The organism is Achromobacter insuavis (genome assembly GCF_902859645.1).
In the GTDB taxonomy this organism is placed as follows: Bacteria; Pseudomonadota; Gammaproteobacteria; order Burkholderiales; family Burkholderiaceae_B; genus Achromobacter; species Achromobacter insuavis.
This window is the reverse complement of the sequence record NZ_CADIJR010000042.1, coordinates 1-15,230: the sequence shown is the minus strand read 5'-3', so window position 1 is coordinate 15,230 and position 15,230 is coordinate 1. Positions and strand designations below refer to the sequence as shown.

The 15,230-nt window shown below is 70.5% G+C and carries 13 protein-coding genes; 4 read left to right on the top strand and 9 right to left on the bottom strand.

Annotated features, from left to right (window positions below; all coding sequences use genetic code 11):
- Positions 1-169: 169 nt before the first annotated feature.
- The 8 genes from H0523_RS19915 to H0523_RS19880 all read right to left on the bottom strand — a co-directional run bounded on the left by H0523_RS19915 (position 170) and on the right by H0523_RS19880 (position 10,212).
- Positions 170-1,063: a SphA family protein gene (locus H0523_RS19915; protein ID WP_054432233.1), complete on the bottom strand. Its 894-nt coding sequence runs from the start codon at positions 1,061-1,063 to the stop codon at positions 170-172.
- Positions 1,060-2,691, bottom strand: coding sequence for a phytoene desaturase family protein (locus H0523_RS19910; protein ID WP_369817065.1), 1,632 nt, complete (start codon positions 2,689-2,691; stop codon positions 1,060-1,062). Before H0523_RS19910 ends, H0523_RS19915 begins: the two co-directional genes overlap by 4 nt.
- A complete protein-coding gene (locus tag H0523_RS19905; RefSeq protein WP_054432234.1) occupies positions 2,688-3,191 on the bottom strand; it encodes a flavin reductase family protein in 504 nt (167 codons plus the stop codon). Before H0523_RS19905 ends, H0523_RS19910 begins: the two co-directional genes overlap by 4 nt.
- Positions 3,191-4,432: a styrene monooxygenase/indole monooxygenase family protein gene (locus H0523_RS19900; protein WP_054432235.1), complete on the bottom strand. Its 1,242-nt coding sequence runs from the start codon at positions 4,430-4,432 to the stop codon at positions 3,191-3,193. Before H0523_RS19900 ends, H0523_RS19905 begins: the two co-directional genes overlap by 1 nt.
- 68 nt (positions 4,433-4,500) lie before the next feature.
- Positions 4,501-5,289, bottom strand: coding sequence for an SDR family oxidoreductase (locus H0523_RS19895; protein ID WP_054432236.1), 789 nt, complete (start codon positions 5,287-5,289; stop codon positions 4,501-4,503).
- Positions 5,290-5,870: 581 nt separating this feature from the next.
- Positions 5,871-6,500: a class I SAM-dependent DNA methyltransferase gene (locus tag H0523_RS19890; RefSeq protein ID WP_054432237.1), complete on the bottom strand. Its 630-nt coding sequence runs from the start codon at positions 6,498-6,500 to the stop codon at positions 5,871-5,873.
- Positions 6,501-6,566: 66 nt separating this feature from the next.
- Complete coding sequence (locus H0523_RS19885; RefSeq protein WP_054432238.1) at positions 6,567-8,423, bottom strand: phosphoenolpyruvate carboxykinase (GTP); 1,857 nt, start codon at positions 8,421-8,423, stop codon at positions 6,567-6,569.
- 166 nt (positions 8,424-8,589) lie between these two features.
- A complete protein-coding gene (locus H0523_RS19880; protein ID WP_054432239.1) occupies positions 8,590-10,212 on the bottom strand; it encodes an acyl-CoA synthetase in 1,623 nt (540 codons plus the stop codon).
- Between the two features lie 157 nt (positions 10,213-10,369).
- Between H0523_RS19880 and H0523_RS19875 the strand changes: the two genes are divergently transcribed.
- A complete protein-coding gene (locus tag H0523_RS19875) occupies positions 10,370-11,095 on the top strand; it encodes a TetR/AcrR family transcriptional regulator (protein WP_054432240.1) in 726 nt (241 codons plus the stop codon).
- Here the strand turns inward: H0523_RS19875 and H0523_RS19870 are convergent.
- The gene (locus H0523_RS19870) at positions 11,059-11,970 is read right to left on the bottom strand and encodes an SDR family oxidoreductase (RefSeq protein WP_054432241.1); all 912 of its coding nucleotides are present in this window, start codon (positions 11,968-11,970) and stop codon (positions 11,059-11,061) included. The genes H0523_RS19875 and H0523_RS19870 overlap by 37 nt on opposite strands.
- 137 nt (positions 11,971-12,107) lie before the next feature.
- Between H0523_RS19870 and H0523_RS19865 the strand changes: the two genes are divergently transcribed.
- From H0523_RS19865 to H0523_RS19855, 3 genes are all read left to right on the top strand, one after another.
- Positions 12,108-12,899, top strand: a complete 792-nt coding sequence (locus tag H0523_RS19865) for an enoyl-CoA hydratase/isomerase family protein (RefSeq protein ID WP_054432242.1) — start codon at positions 12,108-12,110, stop codon at positions 12,897-12,899.
- Between the two features lie 121 nt (positions 12,900-13,020).
- Positions 13,021-14,415, top strand: a complete 1,395-nt coding sequence (locus H0523_RS19860) for an MATE family efflux transporter (protein ID WP_054432243.1) — start codon at positions 13,021-13,023, stop codon at positions 14,413-14,415.
- A 26-nt stretch (positions 14,416-14,441) separates the two neighbouring features.
- Positions 14,442-15,230: hydantoinase/carbamoylase family amidase (locus tag H0523_RS19855; protein WP_180180130.1), on the top strand; the 789-nt coding region annotated here is incomplete at its 3' end.

Sequence of the window (15,230 nt, the reverse complement as noted above, 5' to 3'; positions counted from 1 at the left end):
GATGGCTACTTGAAACGAAGAGAGCCTTGAGTCTAGCCCATTCGCGGCGACGGGCGGGCGGCGTCCGCCTTGCTGCCGCCCCCTTCCCCCGCGGCGGGCCCGCTGCCGGGCCGGCCCGCCGCACGCAGCCCCAGGGCCTGTCTATCCTGGAAGGAGCCAGGCGCGGGCCCTAGAACGGAATCGCCAGTTTGACGTACAGCTGCGCGCCCTCCGGCCGGTTCTTGACCTGGAATTCCTGCTGCCACTTGGCGGTGAACAGCCAGCCGCGGTCGTTCATGTAGCGCACCGACGGCCCCACGCCGAAGGCGCGGGCGCGGCCGGCGGCGCTGTTGGGGCCGTTGTCGTCGGTGACCTGCTGGAAGGCATGCCCGCCCACGCCCAGCACCCAGCCCTTGCCCACGCCCCAACCCACCGCGTAGTCGGCGTGGATGGCCTGGCCCGAGCGGGTGTCGGTGGCGGAGTTGCGGAAGTTGAAGTCGTACATCAGCTTCAGGTCGGCGTTGAAGCCGTCCGGGCTGATGCGGCTGAGCGCGAACACGGGCTGGGCGGTCCAGTAGTTCTTGCCGAGGCTGGACGGGTCCTTGCGGTCGTATTCGCCGGTGGGCGCGTACATGTCCAGGCCGACCACGTAGTGCAGCGATTCGGACAGGTGATAGCCCAGCGCCACGCCCAGCGTCATGTCGCCCAGGCCGGTGCTGCGGTAGCGCTGGCCGCCGGCCTTGAAGGTGACGTCCAGCAGCGGCGTGATGGCATGGAAGGCCAGCTGGCCGCCCAGCACCTGCTGCGGCGTGACCCAGATCAGGCGCGGGGCCAGCACGTTGACGTCGACCTTGAAGTCCGGCACCGGCAGGCGTTCGCCATCGTTGCCGCGCAGCTTGTCGTAGCGCGCGCCGCCGCCGTATACCAGCATGTGCACCCCGGGCGGCGGCAGCGCGCCCGACATGAAGTTCTCCAGGCCGTCCGGATAGATGCCCAGGCCGCCGCCTTCGGTGGCTTGCGCCACGCCGCCGGCCAGCGCCAATGCCGCGGCGCAAGCCAGCCGGCGTGTCAGGTGTCTGCTCATGTTCCGCTCCTGCCCCCGCGGGGCGCGAGTTGTTGTGCGACGAGATAGCCGGAACCGCCGCCCAGTCCGGGACCCGGGTGGGTGGCGGCGCCGATGTGGAAAAGGTTGCGCAGCGGCGTGCGGTGGCCGCGCGCGCCCTGGCTGCCGGCGAACGGTCGCAGCCAGAAGAACTGGTCGGGCGAACAGATGCCCGCGTACGGATCGCCGCCCACCAGGTTGCAGTTCAGCGCCTCCAGGTCGGCCGGCGAGTAGCTGCGACGGCCGACGATGCGTTGCGCCAGGCCGGGCATGACCGGTTCCAGCCGCGCCTGCACGCGGTCGGCGACGGCCTCGCGCAGGGCCTCGGTCCAGCGGCCGTCGGCGGGCGTGTCGATCAGGCCGGCGGCATCGCCCTTGACGCGCACCGGCAGCTCCTGCATCTGCACCCACAGGATCCAGCCGCCGGCCGGCGCGCGCGACGGATCGACGGCGACCGGCTGGCCGATGGCCAGCGTCGGCCGCGCCGGCAACAGGCCGTTGTTGGCTTCGGTGACCGAGGCGCAGACCTGCTCCATGCTCTCGGTCAGGTGCACCAGCGGCACGTGGCGCAGTTCGGGCGTGCGCCAGTCGGGCGGCGCGTCGAGCGCGAAATGGATCTGCATGCCGCCGCGGCCATGGCGGTAGCCGGCGGCGCGGCGCCGCAGCGGCTCGGGCGCGTCGGGCAGCAGCGTGCCGTACAGCTGGCCGGGCGTGACGTTGCAGACCACGGCCTCGCTGGCGCGGTACTCGCGGCCGGCGGCCATGACGCCGACGGCGCGGCGGCGGCGGCCTTCGCCATGCGTCAGGATGCGTTCGACGGCGGCGCCAGTCTGCAGCCGGCCGCCGTGGTGCTCGATGACCTTGGCCAGGGCGTCCACCACGCCCTGGCTGCCGCCCTTGACCACCGGCATGCCGCCGGCCACCACCGCGGCGAAGGTCAGCTTGCCGATCAGCGCCGAACAGGCGTCGTCCGGTCCCAGGCCGGTGTGCAGCACCCAGGGCGCGATCAGCGCGCGCGCCGCGTCGGATTGCAATTCACGGTCGGACCAGCGGCGAAAACTCTCCAGCGAATCGGCGGCGAACGCCATCAGCCCGTCCAGGCCGCGCCGGCGCCACTCGCCGAACAGCAGCTTGAGCATGCCGGCGCCATAGGGGTTCTGGCCCAGCAGGCCGAAGGTCAGCGCGGCGTCTTCGCCGAACAGGCGTTGCGCCATGGCGCCGAACGCGGCGCCGTCGCCCGGCGCCCACGCGTCCAGGCGCCGCGCGCTGTCCGCGATGTCCTGCTTGAGGGCGATGCCGCTGCCGTCGGGCAGCGCCAGGCCGGTGGTGTAGTCGCACTGGGCGAATTCCAGGCCGGCCGCCTGCAGGGCCGGCTTGAGGGCGGCGTAGGCGGGGCCGCCGACGAACAGCGGATACCAGCTCGACAGCACGTCGTGGCGGTAGCCGGGAAACAATTCCTCGGTGCGGATGCAGCCGCCCAGGCGGTCGTTGCGCTCCAGCACCAGCACCGATTTGCCGCGCTGCGCCAGCAGCGCGGCGCACACCAGCGAATTCATGCCGCTGCCCACCACGATGATCTGGGCGCCGGACGCGGAAGATGAGGGCATCATAGGGTCAGCGCCGTGAAGCGCCCCGCATGGAACACCAGCGGCGTGGCCTCCAGGCTGGCCACGCGCAGCACCCGGCCGAACAGCAGCAGGTGGTCGCCGGCCGGGCTCTGCTGGTCGTTGGCGCAGACCAGCGTGGCCACGGCGCCGGCGATGGCAGGCACGCCCTCGGGCACCTCGTGCAGCTCGGCGCCTTCGAACTTGTCCGGCACCGCCGGATCGGCGAAACGCCGCGCCAGCGCCTCCTGGCCGCAGGCCAGCACGCTGATGGTGAAGTGGTCGCAGTCGCGGAACGCCGCCAGGTTGGGCGAGCGGTTCACCAGGCTCCACAGCACCAGCGGCGGATCGAGCGACAGCGAGGCGAAGGAGTTGATGGTCAGCCCGACCTTGCGGCCGTCCGGACAGCGCGTGGCGACGATGGCCACGCCGGTCGGGTAGCTGCCCAGCACGCCGCGCAGGACCTTGGGGTGCAGGTCGGTGCTGCCCCAGTCCAGGGCCGCCATCACGCCGCCGCCCGGGTGGATTTGGCGGCGATGAAGGCCTCGCAGGCGGTGGCGTCGGTCCACCACGGGAAGAAGTTGGGCGGATGGTTGAAGCCGTTGGCGACGGCGCTGGCCAGGGCGGGCGCGTCGCCGGCGGCCTGCAGCAGGTGCAGCAGATGCGGCGGCGGCGGCAGCAGCATCGAGTTGGTCCAGTCGACCACGGCGCTGGCGTAGTCCCAGAAGCGCTCGAAGGTCTGCTGCATCCACTCGGCCGTGAAAGCCTGGTCGCCGCGCGCCAGGATCGCCTCCAGATAGACGGCGCAGGCCTTGGTGGCGTTGTTCGAGCCCTGGCCGGTGATGGGGTCGTTGGTGACCACGGCGTCGCCCAGGCCGAACACCAGGCGGCCCGACGGCAACGTCATGACCGGCTTGCGCACCGTGGGCGCGAAGCTGCCGGCCAGGATGCCGTTGGCATCGGTCAGCTCGACCGACGCGCAGCGCTCGGCCTCCCAGGGCAGGAAGGTGCGCAGGATGTCCAGGCTCTTGGCCAGGTGGTCCTGCGGCGTCTTGATATCGCGCCAGCAGTCCATCGGGCCGCCCGGCACGCCTTCGAACACCATGATTTCGCAGGGGCCGGTGGTGGTGAGCGCGGGGAACACGAAGTACTCGCCGACGCCGGGGATCAGGTTGAAGGCGACCCGCGAGAACACCGGCGCCGGGCGCATGCCGTGCACGTAGGTCAGGGCCAGCGCGCGCTGCGGCTTGTCGAAGCGCGAGCGCGCGGTGTCGCGCTCGAACAGCTTGACCACGTCGCCCTTGCCGGCGGCCAGCAGCACCAGGTCGTGCGAGGCGGCCAGCAGCTCCAGTTCGGCCACGCCGCCATCCTGGATCAGCAGGCGGCCGCCGCGGGCGGCGAACAATTCCATCCAGGCCGGCATCTTGATGCGCTGGTCCACCGCCTGCGCCGGACGGTCCAGGCGCGCGGCCCAGTCGATCAGCTTGTGGCCGGGGCGCTCGGGATGCGGCACGGCCAGGCCGATGCCTTCGACCGGCGGACAGTCGGCTTCCCACTGGTTCAGGCCCAGGTCGCGCTCGATCTGCAGCGAGGCATCGAACATGCACTGGCTGGACATGACCTTGCCGCGGCGGATGTCATCGGGCTCGCGGTTGGTGACCACGGTCACCTCGTAGCCCTTGTCCAGCAGGCCCAGTGCCAACGGCAGGCCGGCCTGCCCTCCTCCGACGATCGCGATTCGACGCATGATGGATCTCCTGTTTGGTGTGCGGGTCCGCCGGGTTCCTGGCGGCCCGATGAGCGGTAAGGCCGGCCTTATTCGGCCAGGCGCGGGATGGCGGGACGGGCCTGTTCGGGGCCCATGGCGGAATAGCCGCCGTCGACGGCGTAGTCGGCGCCGGTAACGAAGCTGGCGTGGTCCGACAGCAGGAAAGCGACCACCTCGGCCACCTCGGCCGGATCGCCGGCGCGGCCCAGCAGGTGGAAGTCGGCGGCGACGCGGTCGGTCTTGGCGCGGTCGCCATGGGTCAGTTCGTCCATCACGCGCGACCAGGTCCAGCCGGGCGAGACCGAATTGACGCGGATGCGGTCGCCGGCGTAGTCCATCGCCAGGCTGCGGGTGACCTGCAGCAAGGCGGCCTTGGAGACCGGATAGAGCCAGCGGCCGGTCTGCGCGACGCGCGACGAGATGCTGGTGAAGTTGACGATGGCGCCGCCGCCGGCGGCCACCAGGTGCGGATGCACGGCGCGGGCGGCCATGACGGCGCTGACGACGTTGATGTCCAGGGCGCGCAGCCAGTCGGCGCGGCCGGAGGCGGCGCCGTCGTCGAGGTAGGTGGCGGCGAGGTTGACGAGGTAGTCGATGCGGCCGAAGTGGGCGGCGACCTCGGTGACGGCGCGGGCCAGCTGGGCGTCGTCGGTAATGTCGAGCGGCCAGGCGCGGATGCCGTCGGGGTCGGTGGCGGCGACGCGGGCGGCGCCGTCGGCGTCGATGTCGAAGATGGCGACGCGCACGCCCTTGGCGCGCAGCGCGGCGACGACGCCGGCGCCGATCAGCGTGGCGCCGCCGGTGACGATGGCGGTTTTGTGGGCCAGTCCCTTCATTTGCTTGCCTCTTGGGTTGCTGAGATCGTGAGGCGGATGTTGAGGGCGGGCGCGGGCGGGGCGGTAGCCGGATTTGGCGGCGGGTATCCGGGGAGTGCGGGTATTGCGGGGTGGGTTGACGGGGATCCAGGGGGAGTGGCCGGTGGCTGCGGTGGGTATCCGGTTTTTGCTTTGCTTTGTTCGCCTGGGGAAGGGGGTGATCGGGGTGATGGGCTTTGTAGGCTGGCTCTGCTTCGTAGGCTGCCCCTCGGGCGGGCGCAGTCGGTGGCGGGCGCCCACGATTGCGGTCCGGAGCGTTCGCTCCGGACTTGCCTAGGCGGCCCCCCCCGTTGTCATCTTCGTTGTCGCCTGCGGCGACTGCCTTCAGATTCCCTCGGGCGCATCGAGGTTGCCCGCCACCGACTGCGCCCGCCCGAGGGGCTACGTGCGTCTTGGCTTGTCGCGCTGCTGGACCTGTGATCGGGGAAGGGAATTTTCAGGGCTGCCCATCGTGGCCGCGCAGGCGGCCGCGATGGGCGTCTGGGTGTGTGAAGGCGGGAGGATGCGCTGCGCGCGGGTGATGCGTGTATCGCGTCGTGCGGTCAGTCCGCCCTTCTCCACACACTGGCGAGCCAGGGTTGTTGTTCGCGTGGCAGGCCGTCGGGGCGGTAGTAGTGTTCGAGTTCTTCGAAGCCTGCGGCTTGCAGCAGGGTGCGCCAGCCGTCCAGGTCGTGGTAGGCGCCGTAGCGGCCGCGGTTCCAGCCTTCCTGGTTGCCGCCGCGGGGGTTGGAGCTGAAGAGGACGCCGCGGGGTTTGAGGGTGGCGCGCAGGTCGCGCAGGACGCGGGGCAGTTCCTGGGTGGGGACGTGGAACAGGACGGCGTTGGCGAAGATGCCGTCGAAGCGGGCGGCGGGCAGTTGCAGGTGCAGGAAGTCCTGGTGCCAGACGTCGCAGCCGCTGGCGGCGCGGGCCATGGCGACGAAGCTGGGGGTGCCGTCCAGGCCGACGGGGCGGTGGCCGAGGGCGGCGAAGGTCTTGAGGTCGCGGCCGGGGCCGCAGCCGAGGTCGAGGATGTCGCAGGGGGGCTCGCCCTCGATGTGGCGCAGCAGCGCGGCGATGTTCTGGCTGACGTCGTGGTCGCGCGTGCCTTCCTCGAAGGACCGGGCGCTTTCTTCGTAGTGGGCCAGGGTCAGTTCGGTAATCTTGGCGAGGTCTTCGGCGTCGAGTTTCATAGAACGATTGTGCCGTAAAAAAACCCGCGCACGTCACGGTGCGCGGGTTTGTGATCGAGCGCGGCCTCAGGCGGCCAGGCGGCCTTCGATCTTGACCTTGGTGGCGGGCAGGTCTTCGGGCAGGCCCTGGGCCAGCTGGCCGAACAGCTCGTCGTGCAGCGCCAGTTCGTCGCGCCAGGCGCCGGCGTCGACCGACATGACCTGTTCGAACTTGTCAGGGCTGAACTCCAGGCCGGTCCAGTCGATGTCCTGGTAGCTGGGCGAGACGCCGAACACCTGGTCGACGCCGCTGGCCTGGCCGTCGATGCGGCCCAGCATCCAGCGCAGCACGCGCATGTTCTCGCCGAAGCCGGGCCAGACGAACTTGCCGTCGGGGCCCTTGCGGAACCAGTTGACGCAGTAGATGCGCGGCAGCGTGGCGCCGGCGGCTTCGAGCTGCTTGCCCAGGTTGAGCCAGTGGTTGAAGTAGTCGCTCATGTTGTAGCCGCAGAACGGCAACATGGCGAACGGATCGCGCCGCACCACGCCCTGCTGGCCGACGGCGGCGGCGGTGGTTTCCGAGCCCATGGTGGCGGCCATGTAGACGCCTTCGACCCAGCTGCGGGCCTCGGTCACCAGCGGCACGGTGGTGGAGCGGCGGCCGCCGAAGATGAAGGCGTCGATCACCACGCCCTGCGGGTTCTCCCACTCGGGGTCGATCGACGGGCACTGCGCCGCCGGGGCGGTGAAACGCGCGTTGGGATGGGCGGCCTTGCGACCGGTCTCGCGGGCGATGGCCGGGGTCCAGTCCTGGCCCTGCCAGTCGATCAGGTGCGCGGGCGGCGTGTCGGTCATGCCTTCCCACCAGACGTCGCCGTCGTCGGTCAGGGCGACGTTGGTGAAGATGACGTTGGCCTTGAGCGTGGCCATGGCGTTGAAGTTGGTCTGCTCGCTGGTGCCCGGGGCCACGCCGAAATAGCCGGCCTCGGGGTTGATGGCGTGCAGGCGGCCGTCGGCGCCCGGCTTGATCCAGGCGATGTCGTCGCCGATGGTGGTGACCTTCCAGCCGTCCATGCCCTGCGGCGGGATCAGCATGGCGAAGTTGGTCTTGCCGCAGGCCGACGGGAACGCGGCGGCGACGTGGTACTTGCGGCCCTTGGGCGAGGTCACGCCCAGGATCAGCATGTGTTCGGCCAGCCAGCCCTGGTCGCGGCCCATGGTGGAGGCGATGCGCAGCGCGAAGCACTTCTTGCCCAGCAGCGCATTGCCGCCGTAGCCCGAACCGAAGCTCCAGATCTCGCGGCTCTTGGGGAAGTGGACGATGTACTTGGTGGCGTTGCAGGGCCAGGCCACGTCGGCCTCGCCGGCGGCCAGCGGCTTGCCGACCGAGTGCACGCACGGCACGAAGTCGCCGTCGGCGCCCAGCACGTCGTAGACCTGCTTGCCCATGCGCGTCATGATGCGCATGTTGACCGCGACATACGGGCTGTCGGACAGCTCGACGCCGATGTGGGCGATGTCCGAACCCAGCGGCCCCATCGAGAACGGCACCACGTACAGCGTGCGGCCGCGCATGGCGCCGTCGAACAGGCCGTTGAGCGTCGCGCGCATCTCGGCCGGGTCGGCCCAGTTGTTGGTCGGACCGGCGTCCTCGGGACGGTCGGAGCAGATGAAGGTGCGGTCTTCGACGCGCGCCACGTCCGACGGGTCGGAACAGGCCAGGAAGGAATTGGGCCGCTTGGCCGGGTTGAGCCGGCGCATGGTGCCGGCCTGCACCATGAGTTCGCACAGGCGATCGTATTCTTCCTGCGAACCGTCGCACCATTCGACGCGATCCGGTTTGGCCAGCGCCACCACACTGGCGACCCAGTCGATCAGGCCGCGGTGCTTGACGTACGCGGGTACGTTCAAGGCCGCCAGGCCCCCGTCCAAGGGCTTATTCATTAGGGTTATCTCCATACTAAGGCTAATGGCGATACGGCCCCTTTTGAGTGGGGCCGTATACATGTTTGCGCCATCATACTTGCAGCGGCCGGTCGGCCGTCAACCCGACCAAACGGACGAGTTTGTCACCGGGTTTGTCATCGCTTTTTTCAATGGCCGGCGCGGCTCAGGCATAGCTGCCGTCACGCAATGCGCGGCGGATGATCTTGCCGGTGGCGGTGCTGGGCAAACTGGTTACAAAGCGGATGCGGCGCGGGTATTCGTGCGCCGCCAGGCGGGTGCGCACGTGCGCCTGCAGGGCCTTGACCAGCGCCTCGTCGCCCGTCACGCCATCGTGCAGCACCACGTAGGCCATCACCACCTCGGTGCGCTCGGCGTCGGGCACGCCCACCACGGCGGCCATGCGCACGGCCGGGTGGCCCAGCAGGCAGTCCTCGATCGGCCCGGGGCCGATGCGGTAGCCGGCGCTGGTGATGACGTCGTCGTTGCGGCCGACGAAGCGGATGAAGCCGTCGGCGTCGCGCACGCCCATGTCGCCGGTCAGCAGGTAGTCGCCGGCGAATTTCTCGGCGGTGGCCTGCGGGTTGTTCCAGTAGCCCAGGAACATCACCGGGTCGGGCCGCAATACGCCGATGTTGCCTTCCTGGCCATCGGCCATTTCGGCGCCCTGCTCATCCACGATGGCGACCCGGTGTCCGGGCGCGGCGCGGCCGATGCTGCCGATGCGCGGCGCGAACAGCGACGAGCACGACGACACCAGCATGTTGCATTCGGTCTGGCCATAGAACTCGTTGATGGTCACGCCCAGCACGCGGCGGCCCCAGTCGATCAGCTCGGCGCCGAGCGATTCGCCGCCGCTGGCCACCGAGCGCAGCGCCAGCGCGCCGGGCGCGGGCGGGCTGGCCACGCCGCGCATCATCTTGAGCGCGGTGGGCGGCAGGAAGGTGTGGGTGACGCCATGGCGCGCCATCAGGTCGAAGGCCGAGGCGCCGTCGAATTTCTCGAAGCGCCGCGCCAGCACCGGCACGCCGTGGTGCCAGGCCGGCAGCAGCACGTCCAGCAGGCCGCCGATCCAGGCCCAGTCGGCCGGCGTCCACATCAGCGTGGCGTGCTCGGGAAAGAATTCGTGCGACATCTCCACGCCCGGCAGGTGGCCGAGCAGCACGCGATGGGCGTGCAGCGCGCCCTTGGGCTTGCCGGTGGTGCCGGACGTGTAGATGATGACGGCCGGGTCGTCGGCCGCGGTGGGCTCGGGCTCGAACAGTTCGGACTCGGCGTCGAGCGACGCGTGCAGCGGCAGCGCCCCGCCCTCGCCCGGGCCGTCGATGCAATAGACCGTCTGCAGGGCCGGCAGCGTCGCGCGGATCTCCTGCAGGCGGCGGCAGCCCTCGGCGTCGGTGACCAGCGCGGCGGCGCCGCTGTCGGCCAGGCGGTACTGGATCGCGTCGACGCCGAACAAGGTGAACAGCGGCACCGCCACCGCGCCCATCTTGTAGACGGCGATGTGGGTCACGGCGGTCTCGGGCGCCTGCGGCAGGTACACCGCCACCCGGTCGCCGCGCCGCACGCCCTGGCGCCGCAGCGCGTTGGCCAGCTGATTGGCGCGCGCCTTGATATCGTCGAAGCTGTAGCGCGTCTGGCTGCCGTCGCTTTTCTCGTGGATCAGCGCCAGGCGGCCGCTGCCGTCGGCCCACTTGTCGCAGGCGTCCACGCCGATGTTGTAGGCCGCCGGCACGCGCCATTGGAAGGAAGACGCCAACTGCGCGTAGGTCTCGGTTCTGGACAGCATGATGCTCAGGTCTCCGTGTCGCTGTTCTTTTGTTCGCTGTTCTTGTGTTCGCGGTTCTGGTGGTCGCGGGTCTCGTGTTCGCGTGTCTTTAAGGCGCGGCGCCGCGGGTCGTTATGATAGTAAGCCCCGGCCACTTCCCATCGCCCCGCCTCCACCTATGCAGAAAACCGCCGCCGTCCCGATGCGCCGCCCGCCGGCCAGCGCCAAGTCCGAGCAACGGATACGGGACATCCTGCGGGTCGCGCGGCAGGTGTTTTCCGAGGCCGGCTTCCAGGCCGCCACCACCACCGAGATCGCGCAGCGGCTGGGCGTGTCCGAAGGCACGGTGTTCACTTATTTCGGCGGCAAGCGCGAGCTGTGCGTGCGCGTCATCAGCGACTGGTACGACGAGATCATCGCCAAGGTCGAGGACAACCTGCCGCTGGTGCAGGGCACGCGCGCCCGGCTGCATTACCTGGTGCATGCCCACCTGCGCCACCTGCTGGCCGAGGGCACCGGGCTGTGCGCGTTCATCCTGTCCGAAGGCCGCGCCCGCAATGACGATTTCGGCGAGATCTACGCCGGCCTGCAACGGCGCTACACCGCGCCGCTGATGCGCATCCTGGCGCAGGGCCAGGCCGACGGCCATATCCGCCAGGACATGCCGCTGCGCCTGCTGCGCTCGGCGGTCTATGGCCCGATGGAGCACGTGCTGTGGGACGCCATCCTGGGCGGCGCGCGGGTCGACGTGGCCGCCACCGCCGACCACCTGGTCGACTTCCTGTGGCAGGCGCTGCAGCCGCCGCGGCGCGATGCCCTGGCGCTGGCGCAGTTCCGCGGCGAGGTGCAAGACGCCCTGCATCGGCTTCAGTCCGCCGAGAACAAGGACGGCGGCGCGTACTGAGGAAAGCCGTCGTAGGTGTCGCCGCGCGCGGCCGGCGGCAGGGTCCAGGAATGGCGCGCGTTGGGCACGCCGCCATCGACGCGGATGACGCTGCCGTTGATGAAGGCCGCCGCCGGCGACAGCAGGAACACCACCGCCGCCGCCAATTCGGCCTCGGTGCCGAAGCGCTGCAACGGCACCTTGGCGGCCAGGCCGCGCAGCACCGCGCGGTAGTCCTCGTCGTAGCTGTCCATGCCGCTGGAGGCGATCCAGCCCGGCGCCACCGCGTTCACGCGCACGCCGGCATGGGCCCATTCGCAGGCCGCCGTCTCGGTCAGGTTCCAGACGCCGGCGCGGGCCGCGCCGGAATGCCCCATGCCGGGCATGCCGCCCCAGATGTCGGCCAGCATGTTGACGATGGCCCCGCCGTGCTGGCGCATGTGCTGGGTGTAGACCTCGCGCGCCATCAGGAAGGTGCCATGCAGGTTGTTCTGCACCACCGCGTTCCAGCCGTTGAAGCTGATCTGGTCCAGCGGCGCCGGGAACTGGCCGCCGGCGCAATTGAACAGGCCGTCGATGGCGCCATGCGCGGCCAGCGCGTCGGCCACCGCGCCGCGCACGCCGGTTTCGCCGCGGATGTCGCAGGCGTGCAGCGTGATGCGGTCGGCGGCCTCGGGGTAGATGCGCGCCAGTTCATCGCGCGCGGCCTCCAGCTTTTCCGGCTTGCGGCCGACCAGCGCCAGGCGCGCGCCCAGCGAGGCCAGTTCGTGCGCGGTGCAGCGGCCCAGGCCGCTGCCGCCGCCGGTCACCATGACGGTCTTGCCGTCGAACAGGCCAGGCCGGAAGACCGACGCGTAGCGCGCCGCGGCGCCGGCGGCGTCGGGGAAATGGCTCATGTCTCGCTCCATCGTTATTTTTTTGAGGATAACTCAATATCCTCCAGATAAATATCCTGACTTGGCGTAATACCCTATATCTGCGCTCAATCAGTCCGGGTTATTAATTGAGTTGAAATCAATATCTGGAGACACGCATGACGCCGGACAGTCCGCTGCTGGAGACCCGCGATGGCCCCATCGCCCACCTGACGCTGAACCGCCCCGACCTGCGCAACGCCTTCGACGAGACGCTGATCGCGGCCCTGACCGCCGCGGTGCGCGCGGCGGCGGACGATCCGGCGGTGCGGGTGCTGCTGCTGACCGGGGCGGGCAAGGCGTTCTGCGCCGGCGGCGACCTGAACTGGATGCGCAAGATGGGCACGCTGACGGACGCCGACAATCGCGCCGACGCCGCCCGCCTGGCGGAGATGTTGCGCGTCATCTGGACCTGCCCCAAGCCGGTGGTGGCCGCGGTCAACGGCGACGCCTACGCCGGCGGCTTGGGCCTGGTGGCGGCCTGCGACGTCGCCATCGCCGCCGACCACGCGCAGTTCTGCCTGTCCGAAGCCCGGCTGGGCCTGCTGCCGGCCACCATCAGCCCCTACGTGATCCGCGCCCTGGGCGAACGCGCCGCCAACCGCTATTGCCTGACCGCCGAGCGCTTCGACGCCGCGGCGGCCTACCGCATGGGCCTGCTGCACGGCGTGGCGCCGGCGGCGCAATTGCAGGACGAAGCCGAGGCCGTGTGCCGCGCGCTGTGCGACAACGGCCCGCAGGCGGTGCAGGCCAGCAAGCGGCTGGTGCGCGATTTCGCCGGCCAGCCGCTGGATGCCGCGCTGATTGCCGATTCGGTCGAGCGCATCGCTACCGTGCGCGGCTCGGACGAAGCGCGGGAAGGCGTGAGCGCCTTCCTGGAAAAGCGCCCGCCGGCCTGGCGCGCGACATGACGCGCGGCGCACGCGCCCGTCGCGCACGCGCCGCCGCGATGTCCCGCCCGGGCCAGGGGAAATATCCGGGTTAACCCCGAACGACGTTTAAGATGCGGGCTTCGTCCACAAGAGAAGCCGCATGCCCGCCCTTCGCCGCGCCGCCTGGAAACGTGAAATCGTCGCCACCCTGCTGCTGAGCCTGCCGCTGGTGCTGACCAATCTCGCCCAGATCGCGATGACGGTGACGGACGTGATGTTCATCGGCCACCTGGGTTCGCAGCCGCTGGCCGCGAGCGCGCTGGGCGCCAATCTGTATTCGGCCATCGCCTTCTTCGCGCTGGGCCTGGTCAGCGCCACCGCGCCGATGGCGGCGCGGGCCGAAGGCGCGCGCCGCAATTCGGTGCGCGACGTGCGCCGCACCGTGCGCCAGGGCCTGTGGACCGCGGCGCTGGTGTCGGTGCCGGGCTGCCTGGCGCTCTGGTATGGCGAGCAGATCCTGCTGTTGCTGCGCCAGCCGCCCGAACTGGCGGCGCCGGCCGGCCAGTACCTGCGCGCCCTGCTCTGGGCCATGCCGCCGTTCCTGGGGTTCCTGGTGCTGCGTTCGTTCGTGGCCGCGCTGCAGCAGGCGCGCTGGGCCTTCATCGTGGCGGTCGGCGCGATCCTGTTCAACGTGCTGGGCAACTGGGTGCTGGTGTTCGGCAACCTCGGCTTTCCGGCGCTGGGCCTGATCGGCGCGGGCGTGGCCAGCGCGGTCGCCAGCCTGAGCCTGTTCGTGGGCATGGTCGTGGTGGTGCTGCGCGACCGGCGCTTCCGCCGCTATCGCCTGTTCGGCGACCTGCTGCAACCCGACTGGCCGCGCCTGAAGGCGTTCTGGAAACTGGGCCTGCCGATCGGCGTGGCCACCGCCTTCGAGGTCACCATCTTCAACGCCGCGGCCTTCCTGATCGGCTGGCTGGGCGAGGCCGAACTGGCGGCGCACGCCATCGCCATCCAGATCGCCAGCGTGACCTTCATGATTCCCTACGGCGTGGCGCAGGCGGCCACGGTGCGGGTCGGCTACGCCCAGGGCGCGGGCGACGGCGCGGGCGTGACGCGCGCCGGCTGGAGCGCCTTCGGCCTGGGCATCGGCTCGATGGTGATCGCCGCGGCCCTGATGCTGACCGTGCCGTACGCGCTGGTGTCGGTGTTCATGGACGTGCACGATCCGGCCAATGCCAAGGTGCTGGCCTTCGCGGTCAGCTACCTGGCGGTGGCGGCGGTGTTCCAGATCGTCGACGGCGCGCAGGTGCTGGGCGCGGGCATGCTGCGCGGCCTGCACGACACGCGCGTGCCGATGATCTACGCGGCCATCGGCTACTGGGGCGTGGGCCTGCCGTGCGGCGCCTGGCTGGCGTTCCGGGCCGACTGGCGCGGGGTCGGCATCTGGAGCGGGCTGGCGATCGGCCTGGCGGTGGTGGCGGTGCTGATGATGCAACGCTGGGCCCGGCGCGCGCCGCTGGGCCTGGTCGGGCGGCGCGTGTCCCACATGCCATAATCGCCGATGCATTTCCTGGAACTTCCATGCCCACCGCCTTGCCCGTTTTTCCCCTGTTGAACGCCGAACGCCTGTGGTCGCGTGTCGAGACCCTGTCGCGCTACACCCTGCCCGACCAGCCCTGGACCCGCCGCGCCTTTTCGCCGCTGTTCCTCGAAGCGCGCGACTGGCTGCGCGGTGAATTCGAGGCCGCCGGCCTGGCCACGCGCCTGGACGCCGGCGGCAACCTGATCGGCACCCGCGCCGGCCGCAACCCGCAGCGCAAGCCCATCGCCACCGGCTCGCACTGCGACACCGTCATGAGCGGCGGCCGCTTCGACGGCATCATCGGCGTGCTGGCCGGCATCGAGGTCGCCCACACGATGCGGGAACACGGCATCGAACTGGAGCATCCGTTCGAAGTCATCGACTTCCTGTCCGAAGAACCCAGCGACTACGGCATCTCCTGCGTCGGCAGCCGCGCCCTGAGCGGCCAGCTCAGCGCCGACATGCTGGCCGCCCGCAACGCCGACGGCGAGACGCTGGCGCAGGGCATCGCCCGCATCGGCGGCGATCCGACCGCGCTGGGCCAGCCCTTGCGTGGCCCCGACGGCACCGCCGCCTTCGTCGAACTGCACATCGAGCAAGGCCCCGTGCTGGAAAGCCGCCAGCTGCCCATCGGCGTGGTCACCAACATCGTCGGCATCCGCCGCGTGCTGATCACCGTCGAAGGCCAGCCCGACCACGCCGGCACCACGCCCATGGACATCCGCCGCGACGCCCTGGTGGGCGCGGCCCGCATCATCGACGCCGCCAGCCGCCAGGCCAGCGCCGCC

Bases quoted from the DNA above. Each gene is read 5' to 3' on its own strand.
- H0523_RS19860 (WP_054432243.1), top strand. From the start codon at position 13,021: ATGCCCGCCCTTCGCCGCGCCGCCTGGAAACGTGAAATCGTCGCCACC.
- H0523_RS19875 (WP_054432240.1), top strand. From the start codon at position 10,370: ATGCAGAAAACCGCCGCCGTCCCGATGCGCCGCCCGCCGGCCAGCGCC.
- H0523_RS19910 (WP_369817065.1), bottom strand. From the start codon at position 2,691: ATGATGCCCTCATCTTCCGCGTCCGGCGCCCAGATCATCGTGGTGGGC.
- H0523_RS19885 (WP_054432238.1), bottom strand. From the start codon at position 8,423: ATGAATAAGCCCTTGGACGGGGGCCTGGCGGCCTTGAACGTACCCGCG.
- H0523_RS19900 (WP_054432235.1), bottom strand. From the start codon at position 4,432: ATGCGTCGAATCGCGATCGTCGGAGGAGGGCAGGCCGGCCTGCCGTTG.
- H0523_RS19865 (WP_054432242.1), top strand. From the start codon at position 12,108: ATGACGCCGGACAGTCCGCTGCTGGAGACCCGCGATGGCCCCATCGCC.
- H0523_RS19890 (WP_054432237.1), bottom strand. From the start codon at position 6,500: ATGAAACTCGACGCCGAAGACCTCGCCAAGATTACCGAACTGACCCTG.
- H0523_RS19915 (WP_054432233.1), bottom strand. From the start codon at position 1,063: ATGAGCAGACACCTGACACGCCGGCTGGCTTGCGCCGCGGCATTGGCG.
- H0523_RS19895 (WP_054432236.1), bottom strand. From the start codon at position 5,289: ATGAAGGGACTGGCCCACAAAACCGCCATCGTCACCGGCGGCGCCACG.
- H0523_RS19905 (WP_054432234.1), bottom strand. From the start codon at position 3,191: ATGGCGGCCCTGGACTGGGGCAGCACCGACCTGCACCCCAAGGTCCTG.
- H0523_RS19870 (WP_054432241.1), bottom strand. From the start codon at position 11,970: ATGAGCCATTTCCCCGACGCCGCCGGCGCCGCGGCGCGCTACGCGTCG.
- H0523_RS19880 (WP_054432239.1), bottom strand. From the start codon at position 10,212: ATGCTGTCCAGAACCGAGACCTACGCGCAGTTGGCGTCTTCCTTCCAA.